General features: G+C 68.7%; 19 protein-coding genes, 1 other RNA gene and 1 pseudogene. 11 read left to right on the top strand and 10 right to left on the bottom strand.

Annotated elements, in window-relative coordinates:
- The first annotated feature begins 196 nt into the window (after positions 1-196).
- Positions 197-1,177: an acyl-CoA dehydrogenase family protein gene (locus DKM19_RS33415; protein ID WP_110701271.1), complete on the top strand. Its 981-nt coding sequence runs from the start codon at positions 197-199 to the stop codon at positions 1,175-1,177.
- 20 nt (positions 1,178-1,197) lie between these two features.
- Positions 1,198-2,832: an AMP-binding protein gene (locus DKM19_RS33410; protein WP_110701269.1), complete on the top strand. Its 1,635-nt coding sequence runs from the start codon at positions 1,198-1,200 to the stop codon at positions 2,830-2,832.
- Between the two features lie 221 nt (positions 2,833-3,053).
- Here the strand turns inward: DKM19_RS33410 and DKM19_RS33405 are convergent, their stop codons facing one another.
- The 4 genes from DKM19_RS33405 to DKM19_RS33390 form a co-directional block, all read right to left on the bottom strand.
- On the bottom strand, positions 3,054-3,860 hold the full coding sequence (locus DKM19_RS33405; protein ID WP_204358356.1) for a GNAT family N-acetyltransferase: 807 nt from the start codon (positions 3,858-3,860) through the stop codon (positions 3,054-3,056).
- On the bottom strand, positions 3,857-4,951 hold the full coding sequence (locus DKM19_RS33400; RefSeq protein ID WP_110701267.1) for a M20 family metallopeptidase: 1,095 nt from the start codon (positions 4,949-4,951) through the stop codon (positions 3,857-3,859). Before DKM19_RS33400 ends, DKM19_RS33405 begins: the two co-directional genes overlap by 4 nt.
- Positions 4,948-6,060, bottom strand: a complete 1,113-nt coding sequence (locus DKM19_RS33395) for a dipeptidase (protein WP_239513715.1) — start codon at positions 6,058-6,060, stop codon at positions 4,948-4,950. The genes DKM19_RS33400 and DKM19_RS33395 overlap by 4 nt, the downstream gene beginning before the upstream one ends.
- Positions 6,061-6,183: 123 nt before the next feature.
- The gene (locus DKM19_RS33390; RefSeq protein WP_110701265.1) at positions 6,184-7,623 is read right to left on the bottom strand and encodes an NAD(P)/FAD-dependent oxidoreductase; all 1,440 of its coding nucleotides are present in this window, start codon (positions 7,621-7,623) and stop codon (positions 6,184-6,186) included.
- Positions 7,624-7,703: 80 nt separating this feature from the next.
- Here DKM19_RS33390 and DKM19_RS33385 point away from each other — a divergent pair, with 80 nt between their 5' ends.
- The 4 genes from DKM19_RS33385 (at position 7,704) to rnpB (ending at position 11,174) form a co-directional block, all read left to right on the top strand.
- Positions 7,704-8,540 (top strand): Nif3-like dinuclear metal center hexameric protein, encoded by an 837-nt coding sequence (locus DKM19_RS33385; RefSeq protein WP_110701263.1) that lies wholly within the window; start codon positions 7,704-7,706, stop codon positions 8,538-8,540.
- Positions 8,537-9,277: a zinc ribbon domain-containing protein gene (locus tag DKM19_RS33380; RefSeq protein WP_110701261.1), complete on the top strand. Its 741-nt coding sequence runs from the start codon at positions 8,537-8,539 to the stop codon at positions 9,275-9,277. The genes DKM19_RS33385 and DKM19_RS33380 overlap by 4 nt, the downstream gene beginning before the upstream one ends.
- Positions 9,274-10,632 (top strand): bifunctional RNase H/acid phosphatase, encoded by a 1,359-nt coding sequence (locus DKM19_RS33375; RefSeq protein ID WP_110701259.1) that lies wholly within the window; start codon positions 9,274-9,276, stop codon positions 10,630-10,632. Before DKM19_RS33380 ends, DKM19_RS33375 begins: the two co-directional genes overlap by 4 nt.
- Positions 10,633-10,781: 149 nt before the next feature.
- An RNA gene (rnpB, locus tag DKM19_RS33370) (RNase P RNA component class A) lies at positions 10,782-11,174 on the top strand.
- 337 nt (positions 11,175-11,511) lie between these two features.
- Here the strand turns inward: rnpB and DKM19_RS33365 are convergent.
- Both DKM19_RS33365 and DKM19_RS53110 read right to left on the bottom strand, forming a co-directional pair.
- On the bottom strand, positions 11,512-11,925 hold the full coding sequence (locus tag DKM19_RS33365; RefSeq protein ID WP_369986536.1) for an anti-sigma factor antagonist: 414 nt from the start codon (positions 11,923-11,925) through the stop codon (positions 11,512-11,514).
- A 177-nt stretch (positions 11,926-12,102) separates the two neighbouring features.
- Positions 12,103-12,210 (bottom strand): three-helix bundle dimerization domain-containing protein, encoded by a 108-nt coding sequence (locus tag DKM19_RS53110; RefSeq protein ID WP_369986535.1) that lies wholly within the window; start codon positions 12,208-12,210, stop codon positions 12,103-12,105.
- A 400-nt stretch (positions 12,211-12,610) separates the two neighbouring features.
- Between DKM19_RS53110 and DKM19_RS33360 the strand changes: the two genes are divergently transcribed.
- The 3 genes from DKM19_RS33360 to ppk2 are packed head-to-tail and all read left to right on the top strand — an operon-like array spanning position 12,611 to position 14,909.
- Entirely contained in the window at positions 12,611-13,765 is a 1,155-nt protein-coding gene (locus tag DKM19_RS33360; RefSeq protein ID WP_110701255.1) for an inorganic phosphate transporter, read from the top strand.
- Positions 13,762-13,965, top strand: a complete 204-nt coding sequence (locus DKM19_RS33355; protein ID WP_110701253.1) for a hypothetical protein — start codon at positions 13,762-13,764, stop codon at positions 13,963-13,965. Before DKM19_RS33360 ends, DKM19_RS33355 begins: the two co-directional genes overlap by 4 nt.
- Positions 13,962-14,909, top strand: a complete 948-nt coding sequence (gene ppk2, locus DKM19_RS33350; RefSeq protein WP_110701251.1) for a polyphosphate kinase 2 — start codon at positions 13,962-13,964, stop codon at positions 14,907-14,909. The genes DKM19_RS33355 and ppk2 overlap by 4 nt, the downstream gene beginning before the upstream one ends.
- 85 nt (positions 14,910-14,994) lie before the next feature.
- On the opposite strand, the gene DKM19_RS33345 is transcribed toward ppk2, so the two are convergent.
- The 4 genes and pseudogenes from DKM19_RS33345 to DKM19_RS51090 all read right to left on the bottom strand — a co-directional run.
- Positions 14,995-15,921, bottom strand: coding sequence for an alpha/beta fold hydrolase (locus DKM19_RS33345; RefSeq protein ID WP_204358355.1), 927 nt, complete (start codon positions 15,919-15,921; stop codon positions 14,995-14,997).
- Positions 15,922-16,016: 95 nt separating this feature from the next.
- Positions 16,017-16,856, bottom strand: a complete 840-nt coding sequence (locus DKM19_RS33340; protein WP_239513714.1) for an alpha/beta fold hydrolase — start codon at positions 16,854-16,856, stop codon at positions 16,017-16,019.
- Positions 16,857-17,153: 297 nt separating this feature from the next.
- Positions 17,154-17,834 (bottom strand): alpha/beta fold hydrolase, encoded by a 681-nt coding sequence (locus DKM19_RS33335; RefSeq protein WP_110701247.1) that lies wholly within the window; start codon positions 17,832-17,834, stop codon positions 17,154-17,156.
- A gap of 288 nt (positions 17,835-18,122) precedes the next feature.
- A pseudogene (locus DKM19_RS51090) lies at positions 18,123-18,338 on the bottom strand (ANTAR domain-containing protein); the annotation flags it as partial.
- 210 nt (positions 18,339-18,548) lie between these two features.
- Between DKM19_RS51090 and DKM19_RS33325 the strand changes: the two are divergent.
- Complete coding sequence (locus tag DKM19_RS33325; RefSeq protein WP_110706169.1) at positions 18,549-19,385, top strand: alpha/beta fold hydrolase; 837 nt, start codon at positions 18,549-18,551, stop codon at positions 19,383-19,385.
- The gene (locus DKM19_RS33320) at positions 19,378-19,965 is read left to right on the top strand and encodes a TetR/AcrR family transcriptional regulator (RefSeq protein WP_110701245.1); all 588 of its coding nucleotides are present in this window, start codon (positions 19,378-19,380) and stop codon (positions 19,963-19,965) included. Before DKM19_RS33325 ends, DKM19_RS33320 begins: the two co-directional genes overlap by 8 nt.
- Positions 19,966-19,978: the final 13 nt, after the last annotated feature.

Here is a 19,978-nt window from a genome sequence, read left to right as displayed (position 1 = left end):
GAGATCGCGGGAAGACCGGCCCGATCGCCGCCGGGCATCGCGGGAGGACGGCCCTGATCGCTGCCGGGTGGCACCTGAGGGCCGGCCTGGTCTCTGCGGGGTGGCACCTGAGGACCGACGCGGTCTCTGCCGAACGTCACCGGATGACCGGCCTGATCACCGCGGATCCGATCACCGTTGAAAGGGCGACACTCACATGAAACTCGTGCTCACCGAGGATCAGCGGGAGCTGCGTGGCGCGGTCCGTTCCTTCCTCGCCTCCGCCTCGCCGCTGTCCGCGGTCCGGCGGGCCGCCGAGTCCGAGATCGGCCACGACCCCGAGGTCTACCGGCGGCTCAACGGCGAACTCGGACTCGCCGGCCTCGTCATTCCGGAGGAGTACGGCGGAGCCGGAGCCGGATACGCCGAGCTCGCGGTCGTCCTGGAGGAGACCGGCGCGGCGCTGTTGCCGGGGCCGTTCCTGGCCACCACCCTCGCCGCGATCCTGCTGACGGAGGTGGCGGACAAGGAGTTGCTGCCCGGCATCGCCGCGGGAACCACGGTCGCGACCGTGGCACTCGACGGGGACCGTGCGCTCAACGGCGCCGAGGCCGACGTGATCCTGGCGATCGACGGCGCGCGGGTCCGGGCCGTCCGGGGCGGCGACCGTACCCCGTTGACCACCCTGGACCTGACCCGCAGGCAGGCGCGGGTGGAACTGGGCCCGGGAGAGGAGATCGCCTCGTCCGAGGCGGCCGTGGCACGGGCCAGGGACCTGTTCGCGGTGGCGGTGGCCGCCGAGCAGCTCGGAGTGCTGCGGGCCTCGCTGGACGCCATCGTGGCCTACGCCAAGGTCAGGGTGACCTTCGGCCGCCTCATCGGTTCCTACCAGGGGGTCAAGCACAAGCTCGCCGACATGCACTGCAAGCTGGAGCAGGCCGAGTCCATCGTCCGCCACGCGGCCTGGGCGGCCGACGAGGCGCCCGGCGAGCTGCCCATGGCCGCCGCGCTCGCCCAGGCATACGTCGGCAGGGCCTGCTTCGAGGTGGCCCGCGACAATCTCCTGCTGCACGGCGGGATCGGTTTCACCTGGGAGCACGATGCGCATCTCTATTACAAGAGGGCCAAAACCGACGAGGTGCTCCTTGGCCCATCGCGGACCCACCGAGCCCGTCTCGCCGAACTGCTGGAGCTCTGAAGAGGTCTGAGGAGAATCACATGCCCGAAACCAGTCTGCCGTTCGGCTTCTACCGGATCGCGGAGGCCGACCCGGACCGTCGTGCGGTGATCGACACCGACGGCACCGTGACGACCTTCGGCGAGTTGCTCGCCAGGGCCAACCAGGTGTCACACGGCCTGCGGGCCCGTGGGCTCGGCAAGGGCGACGTGGTCGCGGGAGTGCTGCCCAACGGCCTCGACGCAGTGGTCATGCTGATGGCCACCGGGCAGGTGGAGCTGTACTACGTGCCCGTCAACTGGCACCTCACGGCTGCGGAGATCGACTACATCGTGGCCGACTGCGACGCCAAGGTCGTGGTCGGAGACCGGGCCCACCCGGCGGAGAATCCGATCGAGGACCCCGCCGAGCCGGCCACGGGACGGCCCGCCGTGACCGCTACCGGGCCGGCCGTGACCGCTACCGGACCGACCGCGAGACAGCGCGTGACCGTTCCCGCGGCAACCGCGGGACAGCCCGCGACCGTCGTGGAGGCGGATGAGAGACGGCTCGTGACCGTCTCCGAGCTGGCCGAGGGGCAGCCCGTGACCGCCCCGGAGGGCCGGTCGTCCGGAGCGGTCATGTGGTACACCTCGGGCACCACCGGGTTCCCCAAGGGTGTGCAGCGGCCGTTGTCCGGCCGCGAGCCGGAGGCGGCCATCCCGCTCGCCACCTGGTTCCTCGGAGAGATCTGCGACCTGCGGCCCGGCGACGAGATCCACCTGGTGACCTCGCCGATGTACCACTCGGCACCGTGCGCGCACACCCTCTTCGCGCTCCACCTGGGCCACACCCTGGTCATCACGCCGAGGTTCGAGCCGGTGAGCATCCTGGAGCTGATCGAGAAGCACCGCGTGACCAACGCCATGATGGTCCCGACGATGTTCCACCGGATGCTGCGGCTTCCACCGGAGGTCCGGGAGAGATACGACATGTCGTCGCTCCGGCAGGTGATCCACACCGGTGCGGCCTGTCCGGTGGCGGTCAAGAAGGGGATCATGGACTGGTGGGGCCCGGTCCTGTATGAGTACTACGGCTCCACCGAGTCGGCCATCGCCTTCTCCATCAAGCCTCACGACTGGCTGGAGCACCCCGGCACGGTCGGCCGTCCCGTTCCGGGCTTCGAGGCGAGGATCCTCGACGCGGACGGTGAGGAGCTTCCCCCCGGCGAGCCCGGCATGATCTACGTCAAGTCCGGCCAGGGCGGCTTCCAGTATCGCAAGGACCCGGAGAAGACGGCCTCCAGCATGCGCGGCGAGTGGTACGCCCCGGGTGACATCGGCTTCATGGACAAGGACGGTTTCCTGTTCCTGTGCGACCGCCGTACCGACCTGATCATTTCCGGCGGGGTGAACATCTATCCGGCGGAGATCGAGGCGGCGCTGCTGGAGCACCCGTCGGTCGCCGACGTCGCGGTGATCGGCGTGCCCGACGAGGAGTGGGGGCACAACGTGGTCGCGCTGATCCAGCCGGTGCCGGGCTCCAGTCTCTCCCCGGACGAGCTGCTGGAACACCTCGGCCCGCGCATCGCACGCTTCAAGCACCCCAAGATCGTCGAGTTCCGCGACGAGCTGCCCCGGACCCCCACGGGGAAACTCTCCCGGTCCAGGGTCCGGGAGGAATACCTGGCCCGGTAGGGGTCGGGTTCCACGGTGGGCTGTCCCGGATTCTCATGGGGAGACTCTCCCGGTCCAGGGTCCGGGAGGAATATCCGGCCCGGTGGAGGGCCGGGTTCCACGGTGGGCTGTCCCGGATTTTCAGGGGAAACTCTCCCGGCCCGGCCGGCCGCGGGTGCCGGGGCGAGCCGCCTCGGGCCCAACGATCTTCGCGTTCTCTCCTGGCCGCGTCCGCCCAGGTCTCACGGAGGAGGGGGCTCGTCTCCCACCCGTCGCTCCACGACGTATCCACCCTCACGCACGAATCCGGTCACCCGGGCGCCTTCCCCCAGCAGGCCGCCCAGTACGTCGCGTACGGCGTGTCGCCAGGCTTTGGCCGCGCCGGGGTCGGTGCGGCGCAGTGCCTCGATGTCCTCGGGCACCGCGACCAGCAGGGTGCGCGCGTCGGTCCGTCCGAAGATCGGGCGCTGGTCGCGGTCGGTCAGCGCGGCCACCGCGTCCGGCGGGACCGCCGGGGCGGACGGCTCTCGCCGGGCGGCGGCCAGGACGTGGGGCTGGGTGAGCCGCCAGACGGCGAGCACCCGGTCGGACTCGTCCCCGGCGTTGATCGCGTCGTCCATGGCGCCGTAGAAGGAGGGCAGGTACTCCTCGGGGCGGGCGCCGAGTTTGGCCAGGTTGAAGTGGGCGTTGCGCCGGACCAGCGGGTCGTAGGTCCAGGTGATCCGGTCCAGGCCCCGGGCCAGGGCCCAGGTGCGCTGGTGCAGTTTGAGGGCGAATCCGATGCCGCGGCCGATCGCGGTGCCGGTGACGTGGGAGTGCAGTACCTGTCCGGGGGGTGCGCCCAGGAAGGCCACCGAGGCGCCCACCAGGTGGTCGCCTTCGTAGGCTCCGGCCACGTAGTTGCCCGCGTGCGACAGCGCCCGCATCATCTCCACCGAGATCGGCGTGTTGGCGGGCTCGGGGTGCCAGATGTCGTCGAACAGCTGGAAGACGTCCGCGAAGTCACCGATCTCGGACAGCTCCGTGACACGCACCCCGCCGGCCGTCACATGCCGTCCTCTCCCGCCAGTACCGCGGCGACCAGCTGGGTGAGCAACTCCGTCCTGATGGGCATCTCCGAGACGATCACGTGCTCGTGCGGCGCGTGCGCGCCACTGCCCAGCGCGCCCAGCCCGTCGAGCGTGGGACAGCCGACCCCCGCGCTGAAGTTGCCGTCGGAACCCCCTCCCACGGAGACCGCGCGCAGCGGTTCCATGTCCAGGTCCTTCGCGATCCGGCAGGCCAGCTCGAACAGGTCCATCGTGGAGGACTCCTCCAGGGGAGGACGGTTCGGCCCTCCGCTCACCTTCAACCGGGTCCCCGATATCCGGGGGGTGAGCCCCTGCACCAGCTTGTCCACCCTCAGCTGTTCGGCGACGCTGGCCGTACGGACGTCCACTCGCACCGTCGCCAGCGCCGGCACGGTGTTGGACGTGACGCCCCCCGACAGCACGGTCGGCGTGACCGTGGTCGTCCCCTGGCCGAGCGCGTTGAGCGTGAGGATCTGGTGGGCGAGCTCGACTCCGGCGTTCGCCCCCTTCTCCGGTTCGGTGCCCGCGTGCGCCGCCTTGCCGTACACGGTGACCTCGTAGTTGGAGGTGCCCTTGCGGGCGGTCTTGAGCGCGCCGTCGTCCCCGCTGGCCTCCAGCACGAACGCGGCCGCGCACTCGCGCGCCGCCTCCTCGATCAGCGTGCGCGAGGACGGTGAGCCGACCTCCTCGTCCCCGGTGACCAGCACGCACACCCCGTCCAGCGACGGCAGCGCGGCCAGCGCGTGGAACGTCTGCACCAGCCCCGCCTTCATGTCGAGCACGCCCGGCCCGCGGGCGATGCCGTCCACGAGCGACCAGGGAATGCTCGCAAGCGTCCCGACCGGCCAGACCGTGTCGTGATGTCCGAGGATCAGGACCCGGGGGGTGCCGAAGCTCCACCGCAGGTGGGTGACCCCGTCGATCACGATCGTCTCCGGGCGCACGCCCAGCCTTCTGAAGCCCTGGTCGGCGACCACTTTGGCACTGCGTGCCACCGCCTCGTGATCGGCGGAGAAGGACTCGCAGACGACGAGCTCCTCCAGGTCATCCAGTATGTGCCTCAGATTCATGCGGTCTCCTTCTCCAGCCCGATTCCCCGGCCCGGCGAATCCGTGATCGCCGTACCCGCCGTCCCGCCTGATCCGGTAGACCTGCCCAATTCGCTGCGGAACAGACGGAGGACATTGTCACCGAGGATCTTGACGATCTCCTCGTCGGCGAAGCCATGCTTGAGCAGGGCGTCGGTGACCAGGGGCAGCCCGCTCGGGCCGCCCAGACCGGGGATGGAGGCCAGCGCGTCGACACCGCTGTAGCTGAATCCCTCGCAACATGGCGGGGTGACGTCGTGCATGACCTCGCGTATGAAGTCGGGGCCGAGGCCCACGTGGTCGATCCCGCCGACGCTCACAACATGCTCGATGTGATCCACCAGCCGGTCCACCGTGTGGTCGGCCGGGTCCTCCGACAGGAAGGCGGCCAGGAAGTTCACGCAGATGACGCCGCCGGTGGCGGCGACGGCGCGGATCTGGTCGTCGGTGAGGTTGCGGTGGTGATCGCGCAGAGCGCGGGCCGAGGAGTGGGTGGCCATCACCGGCCGGGTGGCGAGCTCCAGCACGTGAGCGACCCCGGAGGCACCCAGATGCGAGACATCGAAGATCATGCCGAGGCGTTCCATCTCCCGCAGGGTGTGCACGCCGGCGGCGGTGAGCCGGCTGGCGGTGGCGTCCTCACCGCTGCCGTCGGCCAGCGCGGTACGGCCCCAGTGCGCGATCGAGGCGACCCGCACCCCCAGCCGGTACAAGGTGGGCAGCAACTCCACGGACGCGTCCAGGCCCGGCGCGCTCTCCAGCGCCAGCACCAGGGCGATCAGCCCCTCGCCGAGCGCCGCGTCGATCTGCGCTCCGTCGGTGCACAACCGCACCGCGTCGGCGTTGCCCTCGGCCAGCGTGTGCGCACACTCGATCATGCGCAGCGTCTGCCGGAGCGCCCCCTCGGGCCGAAACTGATCGTCGATGAAGACCGGCAGCACCTGCAGATTCACCCCGCCCTCACGCAGCTGGGGCAGCCACCGCTCACGGAAGAACGACGCCCACCGCTCCGGAGGCCTGGCGGTAACCGCCATCAGCAGATCGTTGTGGGTATCGGCGACCACGGCGTCGCGGTGGAGGTCAGTGGACACGTACAGGCCCTTCTGCGCAGGTGACTCTCGTTCGCCATGACGTTATCGAGAGTGTGATTTCCTTGCCCGGATGAGTGAGGGCGCGGCACCAACGGTGAAGATCTGGGGCCGTGCCCGGCCGGGTCAGCGTGCGAAGCGGAACGCCCCGGGCCGGGGCTCCTTGGTGATCCGCCGGTAGACGGTCGTCGCCGCCGGCCAGTTGTTGGTCACCCGGCCGGCCGCGTTCTTGTACCAGCTCGTGCAGCCCGCCTGCCAGATCATTTTACCCATGGCCCGATCCAGGCTCCGCCGCCAGGTGTCCATCGCCTCCGGCCTGACCTCCATCGACCCCCTCCCCGCGATGTACGGCAGGCAGCCCATGATGTATCCGACCTGGCATTCGATCATGAAGACGATCGAGCTGTGACCGAGGTTGGTGTTGGGCCCGTACACCATGAACAGGTTCGGGAAGCGCGGTACGGCGATGCCCAGGTAGGCCTCCGCCCCGTCCTTCCACTCCTCGTCGAGGCGGCGCCCCTCACGGCCCGTGATCTCCATGGGAGCCAGGAAGTCGGAGGCGTGGAAGCCGGTCGCGTAGACGATGACGTCGGCCTGGTGAAGGCCCGCGGCGGTCTCGACGCCTCCGGGTGCGATCCGGGTGATCCGGTCGGTGACGACGTTCACGTTGGGCCGGGTCAGCGCGGGATAGAACGCGCTGTCGATGACGATCCTCTTGCAGCCGATCGGGTAGTCGGGGGTGAGCTTGGCCCGCAGTTCGGGGTCGGGGACCTGGTCGTGAAGGTGGCCCAGAGCGATTTTGCGCAGAAGCCCGGTGCTCCAGCCGCCCGCCAGGGCCGGGTAGAGGGCGCCCTCGGTGTAGCGGTAGGTCCACTCACGGTAGCCCCGCTGCAGGGACGGCACGCGGCGGAAGGCCGTCGTCAGAGCGCCGCCGAAGGTGGCGTCCATCTTGGGGATCACCCAGTTGGGGGTCCGCTGGAAGACGTTCACCTGCCCGGCCACCTCGGCCACCCGGGGAATGAACTGCGCGGCCGACGACCCGTTCCCGATCACCGCCACGCGCCTGCCCGTCAGATCCTGGGAGTGGTCCCAGCGGGCGGAGTGGAAGGACACGCCCTCGAAGTCCGATGTTCCCGCGATGTCGGGCATCCGGGGCCGGTTGAGCTGTCCCACCGCCGACACCACGACGTCGAACAACTCCTCCCCGGCCGTGGTGCGGACCCGCCACCTGCCCAGCGACTCGTCGAAGGACGCGGCCGTGACCTCGGTGTTCAACCGGATCCGCGGGCGCAGGCCGTACTTGTCGGCGCATGTCTCCAGATAGTCGAGGATCTCCGGCTGCCCGGGATATCGACGGGTCCAGCTTGAGTACTTCTCGAAGGAGAAGGAGTACAGGTGCGAGGGGATGTCACACCCCGCCCCCGGATAGGTGTTGTCGCGCCAGGTGCCCCCGACGTCGGCTCCCTTCTCGAAGATCGTATAAGAACGGATTCCGGCTTTCTCGAGCTGTATGGCCATGCACAGCCCGCCGAATCCGGCACCGATGATCGCGACAGTAAGGCTCATATGCCGACCCTCCGGGTGTCAGGATCCACTTACATTAGGCGATGGGCCTGCGCTGGGAAATAGGCCGGTAGTCTGCGCACGTGCCTACGCTTGCCGACGTCGTCCGAGAGCTCGAATCCATCTACGACCCCGCGTGGGCGGAGTCGTGGGACGCGGTCGGGCTCGTCTGCGGGGACCCGGCGGCGGAGGTGCGAAAGATCCTGTTCGCGGTGGATCCGGTGGCCGCCGTCGCGGACGAGGCCATCGAGTGGGGCGCCGATCTCATCGTCACGCACCACCCCCTGTACCTGCGCGGCGTCACGAGCGTCGCGGCCACCACCTTCAAGGGCCGCCTGATCCACAAGCTGATCAAAAACGACGTCGGCCTCTTCACCGCCCATACCAACGCCGACGTCGCCGACCCGGGCGTCTCCGACGCGCTGGCCCGCGCCGTGGGCCTGACCGGCCCGCTCACCCCCCTGCAGCCTTCCGCGGACGATCCCCGGCGCGGCCTCGGCCGTGTCGGCGCGCTGCCCGCCCCCGTCTCCCTCGCCGAGTTCGCCCGGCGGGCGGCGGACGGGCTTCCCGCCACGGCGGGCGGCCTGCGGGTCGCCGGAGACCTCGACCGCCGGGTCCAGCGGATCGCCGTGAGCGGGGGAGCGGGAGACTCTCTGCTCGGTACGGCCCGCGCCGCAGGAGTGGACGTGTTCCTCACCGCGGACCTGCGCCACCACCCGGCCACCGAGTTCATGGAGACCTCCGGCGGTCCCGCGCTGATCGACGCCGCCCACTGGGCCACCGAATGGCCCTGGCTGACCGATGCGGCGCGGCGTCTGACGTCCATATCGGCCGCGAAGGGGATTACTGTTGAGACGCGCGTATCCGAGACGGTCACGGACGCCTGGAATACAACAGCAAAGTGCGAGGATTTGAAGTGAAAGCAGCCCCGGCAGCTCAGAAGCGTCTGCTCGATTTGGCCGAACTCGACTCCGTCATCGACCGGCTGGCCCACCGCCGCCGCACCCTGCCAGAGCTGGCTCAGATCGACGAGCTCTCCGCCCGCGTGGCCCGGATCGCGACTCAGGTGATCGGCGCCGAGACCGAGTCGAGTGACCTGGCTCGTGAGCAGACCAAGGCCGAGGCCGACGTCGACTCGGTCCGCATCCGCGCCGAGCGCGACCAGAAGCGCCTCGACTCCGGCCAGGTGTCCTCCCCGAAGGACCTGGCCAGCCTCCAGTCCGAGATCGTCTCCCTGAACCGCCGTCAGAGCGATCTGGAAGAGGTCGTGCTGGAGATCATGGAGCGCCGGGAGGCGGCCGACGAGCAGGTCACCAAGCTCGTCGCCGAGCGCAACGAGCTCTCGGCCACCCGCGGCGTCGCCGAGGACGGCAGAGACGCCGCCTTCGCCGAGATCGACAAGGAGAAGGGCGAGGTCCAGGCCAAGCGCGACGAGGCCTCCGCAGACATCCCGGCCGACCTGCTCGCGCTCTACGAGAAGATCCGGGAGCAGTCCGGAGTGGGCGCGGCGAGGCTGCAGGGCGCCCGCTGCAGCGGCTGCCGCACGAGCCTGTCCATCGCCGAGATCAACCGCATCAAGGCCGCCTCCCACGACGAGGTCATCCGCTGCGAGGAGTGCCGCCGGATCCTGGTCCGTACCGCGGAGTCCAAGCTGTGACCTCCTTCGTCATCGAGGCCGACGGCGGATCCCGGGGCAACCCCGGGCCCGCCGGCTACGGTGCCGTGGTCAAGGACGCCGTGGACGGCCAGGTGCTGGTGGAGATCGCCGAGGCGATCGGCACCCAGACCAACAACGTCGCCGAATACCGCGGGCTGATCGCCGGCCTGCGGTTGCTTCTCGACCTCGCGGGCGACGGCGCGGTGGTCGAGGCCCGGATGGACTCCAAGCTGGTCATCGAGCAGATGGCCGGCCGATGGAAGATCAAGAACGAGGGGCTGCGGCCACTCGCGCTGGAGGCGGCGGCTCTGGCCCGACGCCTCAAGGTCACCTGGCAGTGGATCCCCCGGGAGAAGAACAAGGACGCCGACCGTCTGGCCAACGAGGCCATGGACGCCGCGGCCAAGGGCCGTCCCTGGCGTCTCGGCGCCTCCTCCGCCGAACCCCGCGGTTCCGGTGGCGGCTCGGGCACTTCGAGTACGAGGCTCTCCGGCTCTTCGATCGCCGAGTCCTCCGGGTCGCGGGACGCGGGACGCTCCGGCTTCCCGAGCGCGGGAGGTTCGAGCCACCAGGCCGCGACTTCCGGCTCCGTGACCGATCCCGGCGTTCCCGCTGAGGATCTTCTCCTCTTCGATCCCGCGGACCTCTCGCGAGACTCGACGGATTCGACGGTCTCGCCGGAGGAGAAGACGCCGGCGGCGGCCACGAGTCCCGGCACCGGCTGGCGTGGGGCCACGACCGTGGCGACCTCGCTCCTCCTGCTCCGGCACGGCGAGACCCCGCTCTCGGTCGAGCGAAGGTTCTCCGGGCTCGGCGATCCCGAGCTCACCCCCAACGGCATTGCCCAGGCGGAGGCCGCCGCGGCCAGGCTGTCGCGCAAGCCGTACAACCTCCAGGTGATCGTCAGCTCGCCGCTCAGGCGCGCCCGTGTCACCGCTGAGATCGTCGCGGCGAAGGCCGGGCTGGAAGTGATCGTCGAGGAGGGTCTCAGGGAGACCGACTTCGGCGACTGGGAGGGCTACACGTTCACCGAGATCCAGCGCCGCTGGCCGGACGAGCTCGCCGCGTGGCTGGCGGATCCGTCCGCCGCACCGCCGGGTGGGGAAAGTTTCGGGACGGTGGCGGAGCGGGTCGAGGCGACCAGGGACCTGCTGCTGGAGCGCTACGAGGGCAAGACGGTCCTCGTCGTCTCCCACGTCACACCGATCAAGATGCTGCTCCGGCTCGCGCTGCTGGCTCCTCTCGCCGCGCTGTACCGCATGCATCTCGATCTGGCGGCCCTGTCCCTGGTCGAGTACTACGCCGACGGGCCGGCCGTGGTCAAGGCGTTCAACGACACCTCGCACCTGCACTGAACCGGCGGTCTCGCTCGAGCCTCCTTGGAGGAGTGTCGCTTCGAGGCGTTTGATCCATATTTGACCGGTGGCGACTGGATTTGACCTGGGGCGGCTTGCCGCTCGGTTGGAGACCATGTGAGGAGCCATTAGGCTTGGATCACGGCGGACGAGTCGGCCGGGCGACCGCGTTGGGTCTCTTCGGAGATCCGCCGAGGAAGGTCCGGGCTCCACAGGGCAGGGTGGTCGGTAACGCCGACCCGGGGTGACCCGCGGGACAGTGCCACAGAAAACAGACCGCCTCTCGCAAGAGAGGTAAGGGTGAAACGGTGGTGTAAGAGACCACCAGCGCCCACGGTGACGTGGGCGGCTCGGTAAACCCCACCCGGAGCAAGGTCAAGAAGGGGCACTCCCTGGAGTGTCCTGCGCGCGGCGCCTGAGGGCTGCTCGCCCGAGTCGCGCGGGTAGACCGCTTGAGGCCGACGGCAACGTCGGTCCTAGATGGATGGTCGCCTCTTCACGCAAGTGAAGGACAAAACCCGGCCTACAGGCCGACTCGTTCGCCCTATCCGCCCCTGACCCGCGGCGGAGCCTCCGCCCGGCAAGATCGAAGTGCTCAGAGGGCACGATCCTCGGGCTTCCCGCGTACACCTGGAACCTGGTCTGGCCGGGCTTGGGGTCGATCCACTCACCACGTGGCTCGTCAGCACAGCGCGTCACGTCGAACCGGTCGGCGTCGGCCTTCTTCTCGAAGTTGCGTTTGCGCTGCTCGCCCTTCTCGTTCCGATGGCGGACCTGCCAGCGCGCGCCCCGGCCGTGTTTGGTGGTCGGTACCCGCCTGTGCTCGGCACACTTCACCTCTCCGAGCTCGGGATGGGACTTGTGTCCTCTTACGGGTGCCTAATGCATTTCGCCGGCCACGCCCCCCGGAGCCGGAGATAGCGCTCCCTCCCGCAGCGCACGCACCGCGCCTTCCAGGGTTTCCCGAACATCGAGATAACCCATCATGCCGGTCAGCTCAAAGAGACGATGAGGACGGCCTCCGGCAGGAAGAACCACCATCAAGCGTCCGCTACGCTCCGAGACCTTTTCCTGGATCTCCACCAGGACACCCACGCCCGCCGAGGCCATGAAGGTCACACGCGTAAGGTCCACGACCAACGTGAGCGCCTCGAAGGTGAGTAACACCTTGTCCAGCTTCACCCGGACGCTAGGGACCGTACAGGCATCCAGCTCACCCATAAGACGGAGGACCCACAGCGAGTCCAGGCGCCAGCTCCGCACTTCCAGCTGTGTCTCTGGATCCCGAGGCATGGCGCCACCCCCTACGGTCACGCCCTGAGCCAACAGACTGATTGTCCTGGTTGTTCTGCGCGAGGTCCACGTATCGGACGGTGACATCTACGCATCAGACGCGCCGCCCGCCCGGCTCTCTCGCCATCGCCACAGCGAGAGATCAAAGCACGGCAGAGCCCATTCGGTGAGACGCGCTTAGCGGGAGGAGTGGCGGAGTTCCTCGCGAGCGATCCGCTCGACGAAGACGGGCACGAAATCACGGATCGGACGGTTGTCGAAGCGCCGGTGGATTGTGGCGTTCATGGCATCGCGATCTCCACGCTAGGCGCTGTCCGGCCGATGACGCCTGACTCGCGAGCCTTCCGAGCCGGGGCGGCGACCTCTGACCTGCGCAACAAGCCTTGTCGATGTCAGGAGTGTGGTGCGGGCGATCTTCTTGTCTAGCCGTGAGGGGCTATCAGCGACGTCGGTTTCATGAGACCAGCAGGTATGCGAACCCGCTGGTCGCCCAGCTTGTTCTGCCACAGGCCCCAACCCGGCGGCGTCAGCCACCGGTGCTCGGTGAGGTGATCGATTCGAGGTTCCCGGTCGGCTCTGATCGCCGGATATCGATGGGTAACGTGCGGCCGACGGGAGGATGAATTATGTATCAGGGGATGTCGCCCGACGATTAGATGTCCTCTGAGGTGTCATATGTGCGGGTATGGATGCGAACCTCGTGTTGCTCGCCATCGTGATCGTCACGGCTCTGTCGTTTGACTTCACCAATGGCTTTCACGACACCGCCAACGCGATGGCGACCTCCATCGCCACCGGGGCGCTACGGCCCAAAGTGGCCGTCGCCCTCTCCGTAATACTCAACTTCGTCGGGGCGTTCCTGTCCCTGAAGGTCGCGGCGACCATCGCGACCGGCATCGTCGAGGCCGGCGCCATCACCCTCACCGTGGTCTTCGCCGGCCTGGTCGGCGGCCTGGCCTGGAACCTGGTGACCTGGTACTTCGGCATCCCCTCCAGCTCCTCCCACGCACTGATCGGCGGCGTGGTCGGAGCCACCCTGATCTCGGCGGGCGCCTCAGCGGTCAAAACCGCAGAGATCGTCTCCCACGTGCTGATCCCGGCGGTGCTGGCACCCCTGGCGGCGATCCTCGTGGCCACCGTCGGCACCTACCTGGTCTACGTCCTCACCAGACGCATCTCCGACACGGTCCGCGACCGCGGGTTCAAATACGGGCAGATCGGCTCGGCCTCCCTGGTCTCACTCGCGCACGGCACCAACGACGCGCAGAAGACGATGGGCATCATCACACTCGCGATGATCGCCAGCGGCACGATCAACGAGAACGCCGGGACCCCCCTGTGGGTGATCGTGACCAGCGCGACCGCGATCGCGCTCGGCACCTACCTCGGTGGCTGGCGGGTGATCCGTACCCTGGGCAAGGGCCTGACCGAGATCGACACCCCGCAGGGCTTCGCGGCCGAGAGCTCATCGGCGGCGGTCATCTTCGCCTCGTCCCACTTCGGGTTCCCGCTGTCGACCACGCACGTCTGCACGGGCTCGGTGATCGGTTCGGGCCTGGGCAAGCGGCTGGCCCATGTCCGCTGGAACGTCGCGGGCCGGATGGCCGCCGCGTGGCTGATCACCCTTCCGGCCGCCGCCGCGGTCGGCGCGCTGGCCTGGGCCGGCGCCAACCTGATCGGCGGTGCGCTGGGGGTGGCGGTCGTCTTCACGGTCGCGCTGATCTTGTCGGGGGGGCTGTATGTGGCCTCGCGCCGTCAGCCGGTGAACGCGCACAACGTCAACGACGAATGGACCGGGCGGGTCGCTCCGGTCCCGACCGTCAGGGAGCCCGTGGCATGAACTCCTACATCGATCTGGACGCGTTGTGGAAGGTTCTGGTCGCCTCGTTGCTGGCGGGCGCCGGTTTGGCCGCTGTCTTCTCGCTGTCCCTGGTCGGTCTGTCGAGCGGGCATACGGCGGGGCGGGCGGGAGCCGCGCTCTGCCTTCTGGTCGCGGCCGCGGGCATCGTCCTCGGTCTCTATGTCATGCTCGCCAAATGACCGAACTAGCCCACGGGAACAGCGGACAGTCGGCCATCGTGGGCGTCGACGACAGCGACTTGCTCGACGTCACGCCGGGATTGCGGGTGGACGACTCAGAAGATGACGACCCGGTGCTGCTGCGCGCCGACGGGCGCCCGGTCGACACCTGGCGCCAGCACTATCCCTACACCGAGCGGATGAACCGAGCCGACTACGAGCGCGACAAGCGGCTGCTGCAGATCGAACTGCTCAAGCTGCAGTACTGGATCAAGCGCTCCGGGCGGCGGCTGGCCGTGCTGTTCGAGGGTCGCGACGCGGCGGGTAAGGGTGGCACCATCAAACGGTTCACCGAACATCTCAACCCGCGTGGCGCCAGAATCGTGGCGCTGGAAAAACCGAGCGAGCGCGAGAGCACGCAGTGGTACTTCCAGCGCTACGTCGCCCACCTGCCCGCGGCCGGGGAGATCGTACTGTTCGACCGCTCCTGGTACACCCGTGCGGGGGTCGAACGGGTAATGGACTTTTGCACGCCTGAGCAGTACCTGGAATTCATGAAGCAGGCCCCGCAGTTCGAGCAACTGCTCGTCGACTCGGGCCTGCACCTGGTCAAACTGTGGTTCTCGGTCTCCCGCGCCGAACAACGCACCCGCTTCATCATCCGCCAGGTCGACCCGGTACGGCAGTGGAAGCTGTCCCCGATCGACCTGGCTTCACTGGACAAGTGGGACCGCTACACCGCGGCCAAGGAGGACATGTTCCTGCACACCGACACCGAGGCTGCCCCCTGGACGGTCATCAAGAGCAACGACAAGAAACGCGCCCGCCTGGAGGCGATGCGGCACCTGCTGAGCCTGTTCGACTACACCGGCAAAGACGAGCAGGTAGTCGCCACCCCAGATTCACGCATCGTCATCTGCGCGGCCGACATCCTCGACGAGGACCACACCATCCCTCCCGCCTGATGTGGGCTGGCGGTCGGTGGTGCGGTTCCCGGCTATGGGCTCTGAGAACGCCCGCCCCGGGCTCAGCCGTGCGGCACGTACGTGATCACGTCGACTCCGTGGGGGACGGGGTCGGCGTGCGGGAATCCGCCGGTTGGCCGGCACCGAGGGTGAAGGTGACGATCGCCGAGGTGAAAGTCTCAGGTTCTTCGAAATGTCCCAGGTGGCCGCTGTTTTCCAGCAGGACGAACCGGGAGTGGGCGATACCCGCGTGCAGTTGCCGCCCCCAGACGGGTCCGCAGATGAAGTCGCCGTATCCGCTGATGATCAAGGTGGGCGTGGTGATGTCGCGGAGTCGGCCACGGTTGTCGAAGGGTTCCTCCTCGGCGCGCATCGGGTCGACCCAAGCGCGCAAGCCGGCCCGAAGGGGGGCCAGGTCCGACTCGTGGGCCCAGTAGTCGGCGAAGTAGGCGGGCAGGATGGCGCGCAGACCTTGGGTGCAGGATTCGTTGTCGGTGGCGGCCAGGGCCTGCCGGAACGCCTGCGGGATGCCGGCCGCCTCAGGCTGGTCGGGGTGACGCTCTGGGAGGCGGTCGAGGTTGCTGAGCGCCTGGTTCCAGAACTCCTCTCCGGTGCGGGGCGAGGTGTCGTACAAGATCAGGCCTGCCAGGGAGGTGGGGTGGGTCAGCGCGTAGCTCTGTGCTACGAATCCGCCGTGGGAGTGGCCGATCAGGAACGGTCTTCGCGCGCCCAGATGTTCTACGACGCCGTGCAGGAACCGGGCGTAGGTGTCGATGCGGTAGTCCTGTGGTTGGGACAGATGTCCGGATCCGCCGGTTCCGATCGGCTCCAGGTAGACCAGCGTCAGATGCCGCTCCAGTTGCGGCATCCGCAGGTATTCCCAGCCGAGCCCGGGCCCGCCCGGGTGGACGAGGCAGAGCGGACCGGAGCCCGCGACGTGATAGCGCTGAAGGACGCCCTGAATGCTCACGGTATGGGCACCGGGCCGTAGCGGGTCGGAGGCGAGGCTCACAGGGACTCCTGACGTAGACAGTGCTGCCCCGGGGTTGCCGGGGCAGCACTCAGGTGGTTGCGCGCGGGCTGAAGCAGCGGCGCGGGTTGTCGATTTCAGCCGGCCGCACGCGCGGCGTCCTCGATGAGGCGGGTGGTGGTCTCCGGGTGGCTGATCATGGCGACGTGGGATGCGCCGGGCACCTCGACGACGTGGGCCTTGGCGCGCTTGTAGAAGAAGCGCTCCAAAGCGGGCGGGATGGCCTTGTCCTGGGTGGCGACCAGACCCCAGGAGGGGATCGAGTGCCAGGCGGCGGCCTTGGTCACGTCGGTGAAGGAGGAGGCGCTGAAGGGCCGCTGGGTGGCTTGCATGAGCCGGGTGGTGGAGGCGGGCAGGTCGGCGGCGAACGCGGCCCGGAACTTGTCGGGGCGCAGGTAAAGGTCGGTGCCGGTGGTGCCGTCCGGGTTGGCGTAGGGGACCTCTTGCACGGCGGCGGGGATCTGGGTGCCGGGGTACTTGTTGATCAGGACACCGAGCTGTTCGCCTTCGTCGGGAACGAACGCGGCGATGTAGACCAGCGCTTTGACGTTGGGGTTGTCGGCGGCGGCGTTGGTGATGACGGCGCCGCCGTAGGAGTGGCCGACCAGCACGATCGGGCCGTCGATCGATTTGAGGACGCTGGCGATGTAAGGGGCATCGGTGGGCAGTCCGCGCAGCGGGTTGGCGGGGGCGATCGTCTTGTAGCCATCGTGCTGGAGTCGGCTGATCACACCGTTCCAGTTGGAGGCGTCGGCGAAGCCGCCGTGCACCAAGACGATCGTGGGCTTGGCCGCGGTGGAGGCGCCATCGTGCGCGGCGGCCGCAGACGCGGACGGCACGGTGAGTAGCGCGGCGGCCAGGCCGCCGGCGGCGATGGCGAGCACCATACGGCGCGGCAATGCGGAACGAGCGTGCATGTCTATCTCCAGTGGAATTGGGTTGGTGAAGGTGATGGGCCCGGTCCGCTTGGTGAACCCGGGAGCGGCTCTCGGCCTGTACGGCACGGCCTCGCAGGTCGAGCGCCGTCATGCCGATGCGAGGCCAGCGGCTGACACGGCTGGGTGACTGCCGGCACTCTCGGTCACGGCCGGCCGGGTAGGTCAGGCGCGCTGCCCGGTTAGAGGGGGTCAGCGGATCTTTCCGGACGCCTGGGTCGCGACTGGATACCGGCTACGCCTGGTCAGCCAGGCGGGCCGTCGTCAGGGGAGCCGTCGTCAGGCGGCGGCCTGGCGGATGAGATTGGCGACCGCGGCGGGCTGTGAGACGTAGACGGCGTGGCTGCCGATGGCTTCGACGACCGACGCTCCGGCGCGCTCGGCCATGGCGCGCTGGGCCGGCGGCGGGATCATGCGGTCCTCGGTGGCGACGAGGTACCAGCTGGGCCTGTGCCGCCAGGCCGGCTCGGTGACCGCGCCGCCGAGGGCGTCCACGCCCCAGGGGACCTGCGCGTCGGCCATGAACGCCGCCTGGTTGGCGGGCAGGTCCCCCGCGAACGACGCGGCGAACTTGTCCCGGTCGAGGAAGAGGAATCCGTTCACCGGGGGCAGGATCGGCGGGACGGGCGCGCCGGGCGGCGGGTCGGCGATGAGCGTGTTGACCGACTCGCCCTTGTCGGGGGCGAACGCGGCGATGTACGCGAGTGCCGCCACGTTGGGGTGGCTGCCGGCCTCACTGATGACGACCCCGCCGTAGGAGTGGCCGACCAGGACGGCCGGGCCGTCGAGCGCGTCCAGGACCCGGCGGGTCGCGGCGACGTCACCCTCCAGCGACAGCGTCGGGTTCTGCACGATCCGGATGCGGAAGCCGTCCCTGGCGAGGTCGTCGTAGACACCCTGCCAACCGGATCCGTCCACGAAACCACCGTGCACGAGCACGACGTTCCTGATTGCCGTCATGGTCACTCCTGGCCTGGATGAACAGGCCCGATGCCTGTCCGATGTCCTCCATTCAAGTCGCGTGGAAGATCACAGACCACGCAGAACAGCACGCAGAAAGCACGCAGAAGTTGGGGTGCCGGTAAGAACGCTGTCATGAGCCCCAAATCGAGATGATCTTGGTTTGCGGGAGAAGCGGTAGTGCGCCGCGAGGGCCGGGACCCAGCGCCCCGGTGAGGCGGGTGTGGGGGGTGGTGCGCGGCGGAGCTGTTCAGGCTCGCCGCTGAAACCCGCCTCAAGGTGCGCGGTTCATCGTGATCTGGTCGCCCTCTGCCGCACGGCGACAGCGATGAGGTCCGTCGTTACCGCCTCGTTGCCGATCGGATCGTGGGCCGCGGAGGCCACCGTCCGGTTGTGGTCACGGGCGTATCGCCGGATCACGGCGATGGCGTCGCCGACGTCGATGCCGGCGCGTTCGGCGAGCATGCCCTTGGCCTGTTCGATCGGCGCCCGGCCGTTGAGCGCGTACTGGAGCTGGTTCTGTGACGATGTGCTGCTCGCGCACCGTGCGCTCGTTCAAGATGCCGATCGTGGCCACGTCGGCGAGCGCCTGCGCCACAGAGAGGGCGTCCTGCGGCAGGTCTGCCGGGGCAGGCCCTGAAAAGAGCGTCGTTGACAGGTAAAGCTAGTAACGATAGCTTTTGGTTAACACCGTTAGCCATTGTGGAGGACATCGTGACCGAATACCTGAACATCGCCGGCAACACCATCGCTTATGACGTGAGCGGGGACGGCCCGCTTGTCGTCCTGGCGCACGGCATGGGCGACAGCCGCCACTCCTACCGCTTCGTCGTCCCAGCCCTGGTCGCGGCCGGTTACCGGGTCGCGAACGTTGACATCCGCGGTTGCGGTGACTCCAGCCTCGGCTGGGACGGGTACAGCCGCACCGACATCGCCGGCGACCTGGTCGCGCTCGTGCGTCACCTGGGTGGCCCGGCCGTGATCATGGGGCAGTCGATCAGCGGCGGTGCCGCGACGATCGCGGCGGCCTCAGCGCCCGACCTGATCGCCGGGATCGTCGAGCTGGCACCGTTCACCCGCAAGCAGTCGGTCTCCCTGGGCGCGCTGCTGCGGGTGAAGCGCTACCGGGCCGGTTCCACCCATCTGGGTATGACCATGGCTCTGGGAAGCCTGTCGGCCTGGAAGAAGTACCTCGACCTTGCCTACCCGACCAAGCCCGCCGACTGGGCCGGCGAACTGGCGCGGATCGAGGCCAAGATGAGCGAGCCCGGCCGGATGAAGGCATTGCAGGCCATGTGCAAGACCGCGCCGACAGACGCCGGTGCCCAGTTGCCCAACGTCACCTGCCCGGTCCTGATCGTGGAGGGCGGTCTCGACCCCGACTGGGCCGACCCGCGTGCCGAGGGCGAGAAGATCGTCGCCGACCTGCCCGCCGGGCTCGGGGAACTGGCGGTCATCGAGGGCGCCGGTCACTACCCGCACGCCCAGACCCCCGATCAGCTCCTCGCCCTGACCCTGCCGTTCCTGGCCAAGACGCTGACCAATGCCTAGAGCCGGACTTACCCCGGCGACAGTCACCGAGGTCGCCGCTGCCCTGGTCGACGATGTCGGCTTCGATCAGCTCAGCATGGGTCTGCTCGCAGAACGCCTCGGGGTCAAGACGCCCTCGCTCTACAAGCACGTCGCCAGTCAGGCCGACCTGGCCCACCGGATCGCCGTCCTGGCCATGACCGAACTCGCGGATGCCATTCGCGATGCCATCCAGGGGCGAGCCGGCAGCGACGCCCTCGCCGCCGGCGCGCACGCCATGCGGAAGTACGTGCTGGAGCACCCCGGCCGGTATGCGGCAGGCAACGCTGCCCGCCCCACCGGGCCCGACGACCCGCTGGTTCCGGCCGTCGGTCGGGTGCTTGCCTCCTGGTCGGCCATGCTGCACGGCTACCGATTGGACCCCGATCAGGAGATCCACGCGCTGCGGATGCTGCGCAGCACCTTGCACGGATTCGCGACCCTGGAAGCAATCGGCAGTTTCCAGATCAACGCCAACGTTGATGACAGCTTCACCTGGATGATCGGCTTCATCGACCAGGGCCTGAAAGCAAAATGGCCCAACCTGATCTCCGCCCGTTAACGGCTCAGGAACG

It is taken from the genome of Streptosporangium sp. 'caverna', from assembly GCF_003203775.1.
Classification (GTDB): Bacteria; Actinomycetota; Actinomycetes; order Streptosporangiales; family Streptosporangiaceae; genus Streptosporangium; species Streptosporangium subroseum.
Note: the sequence above shows the minus strand (reverse complement) of the source record. Positions and strands in the feature narration are given on the sequence as shown.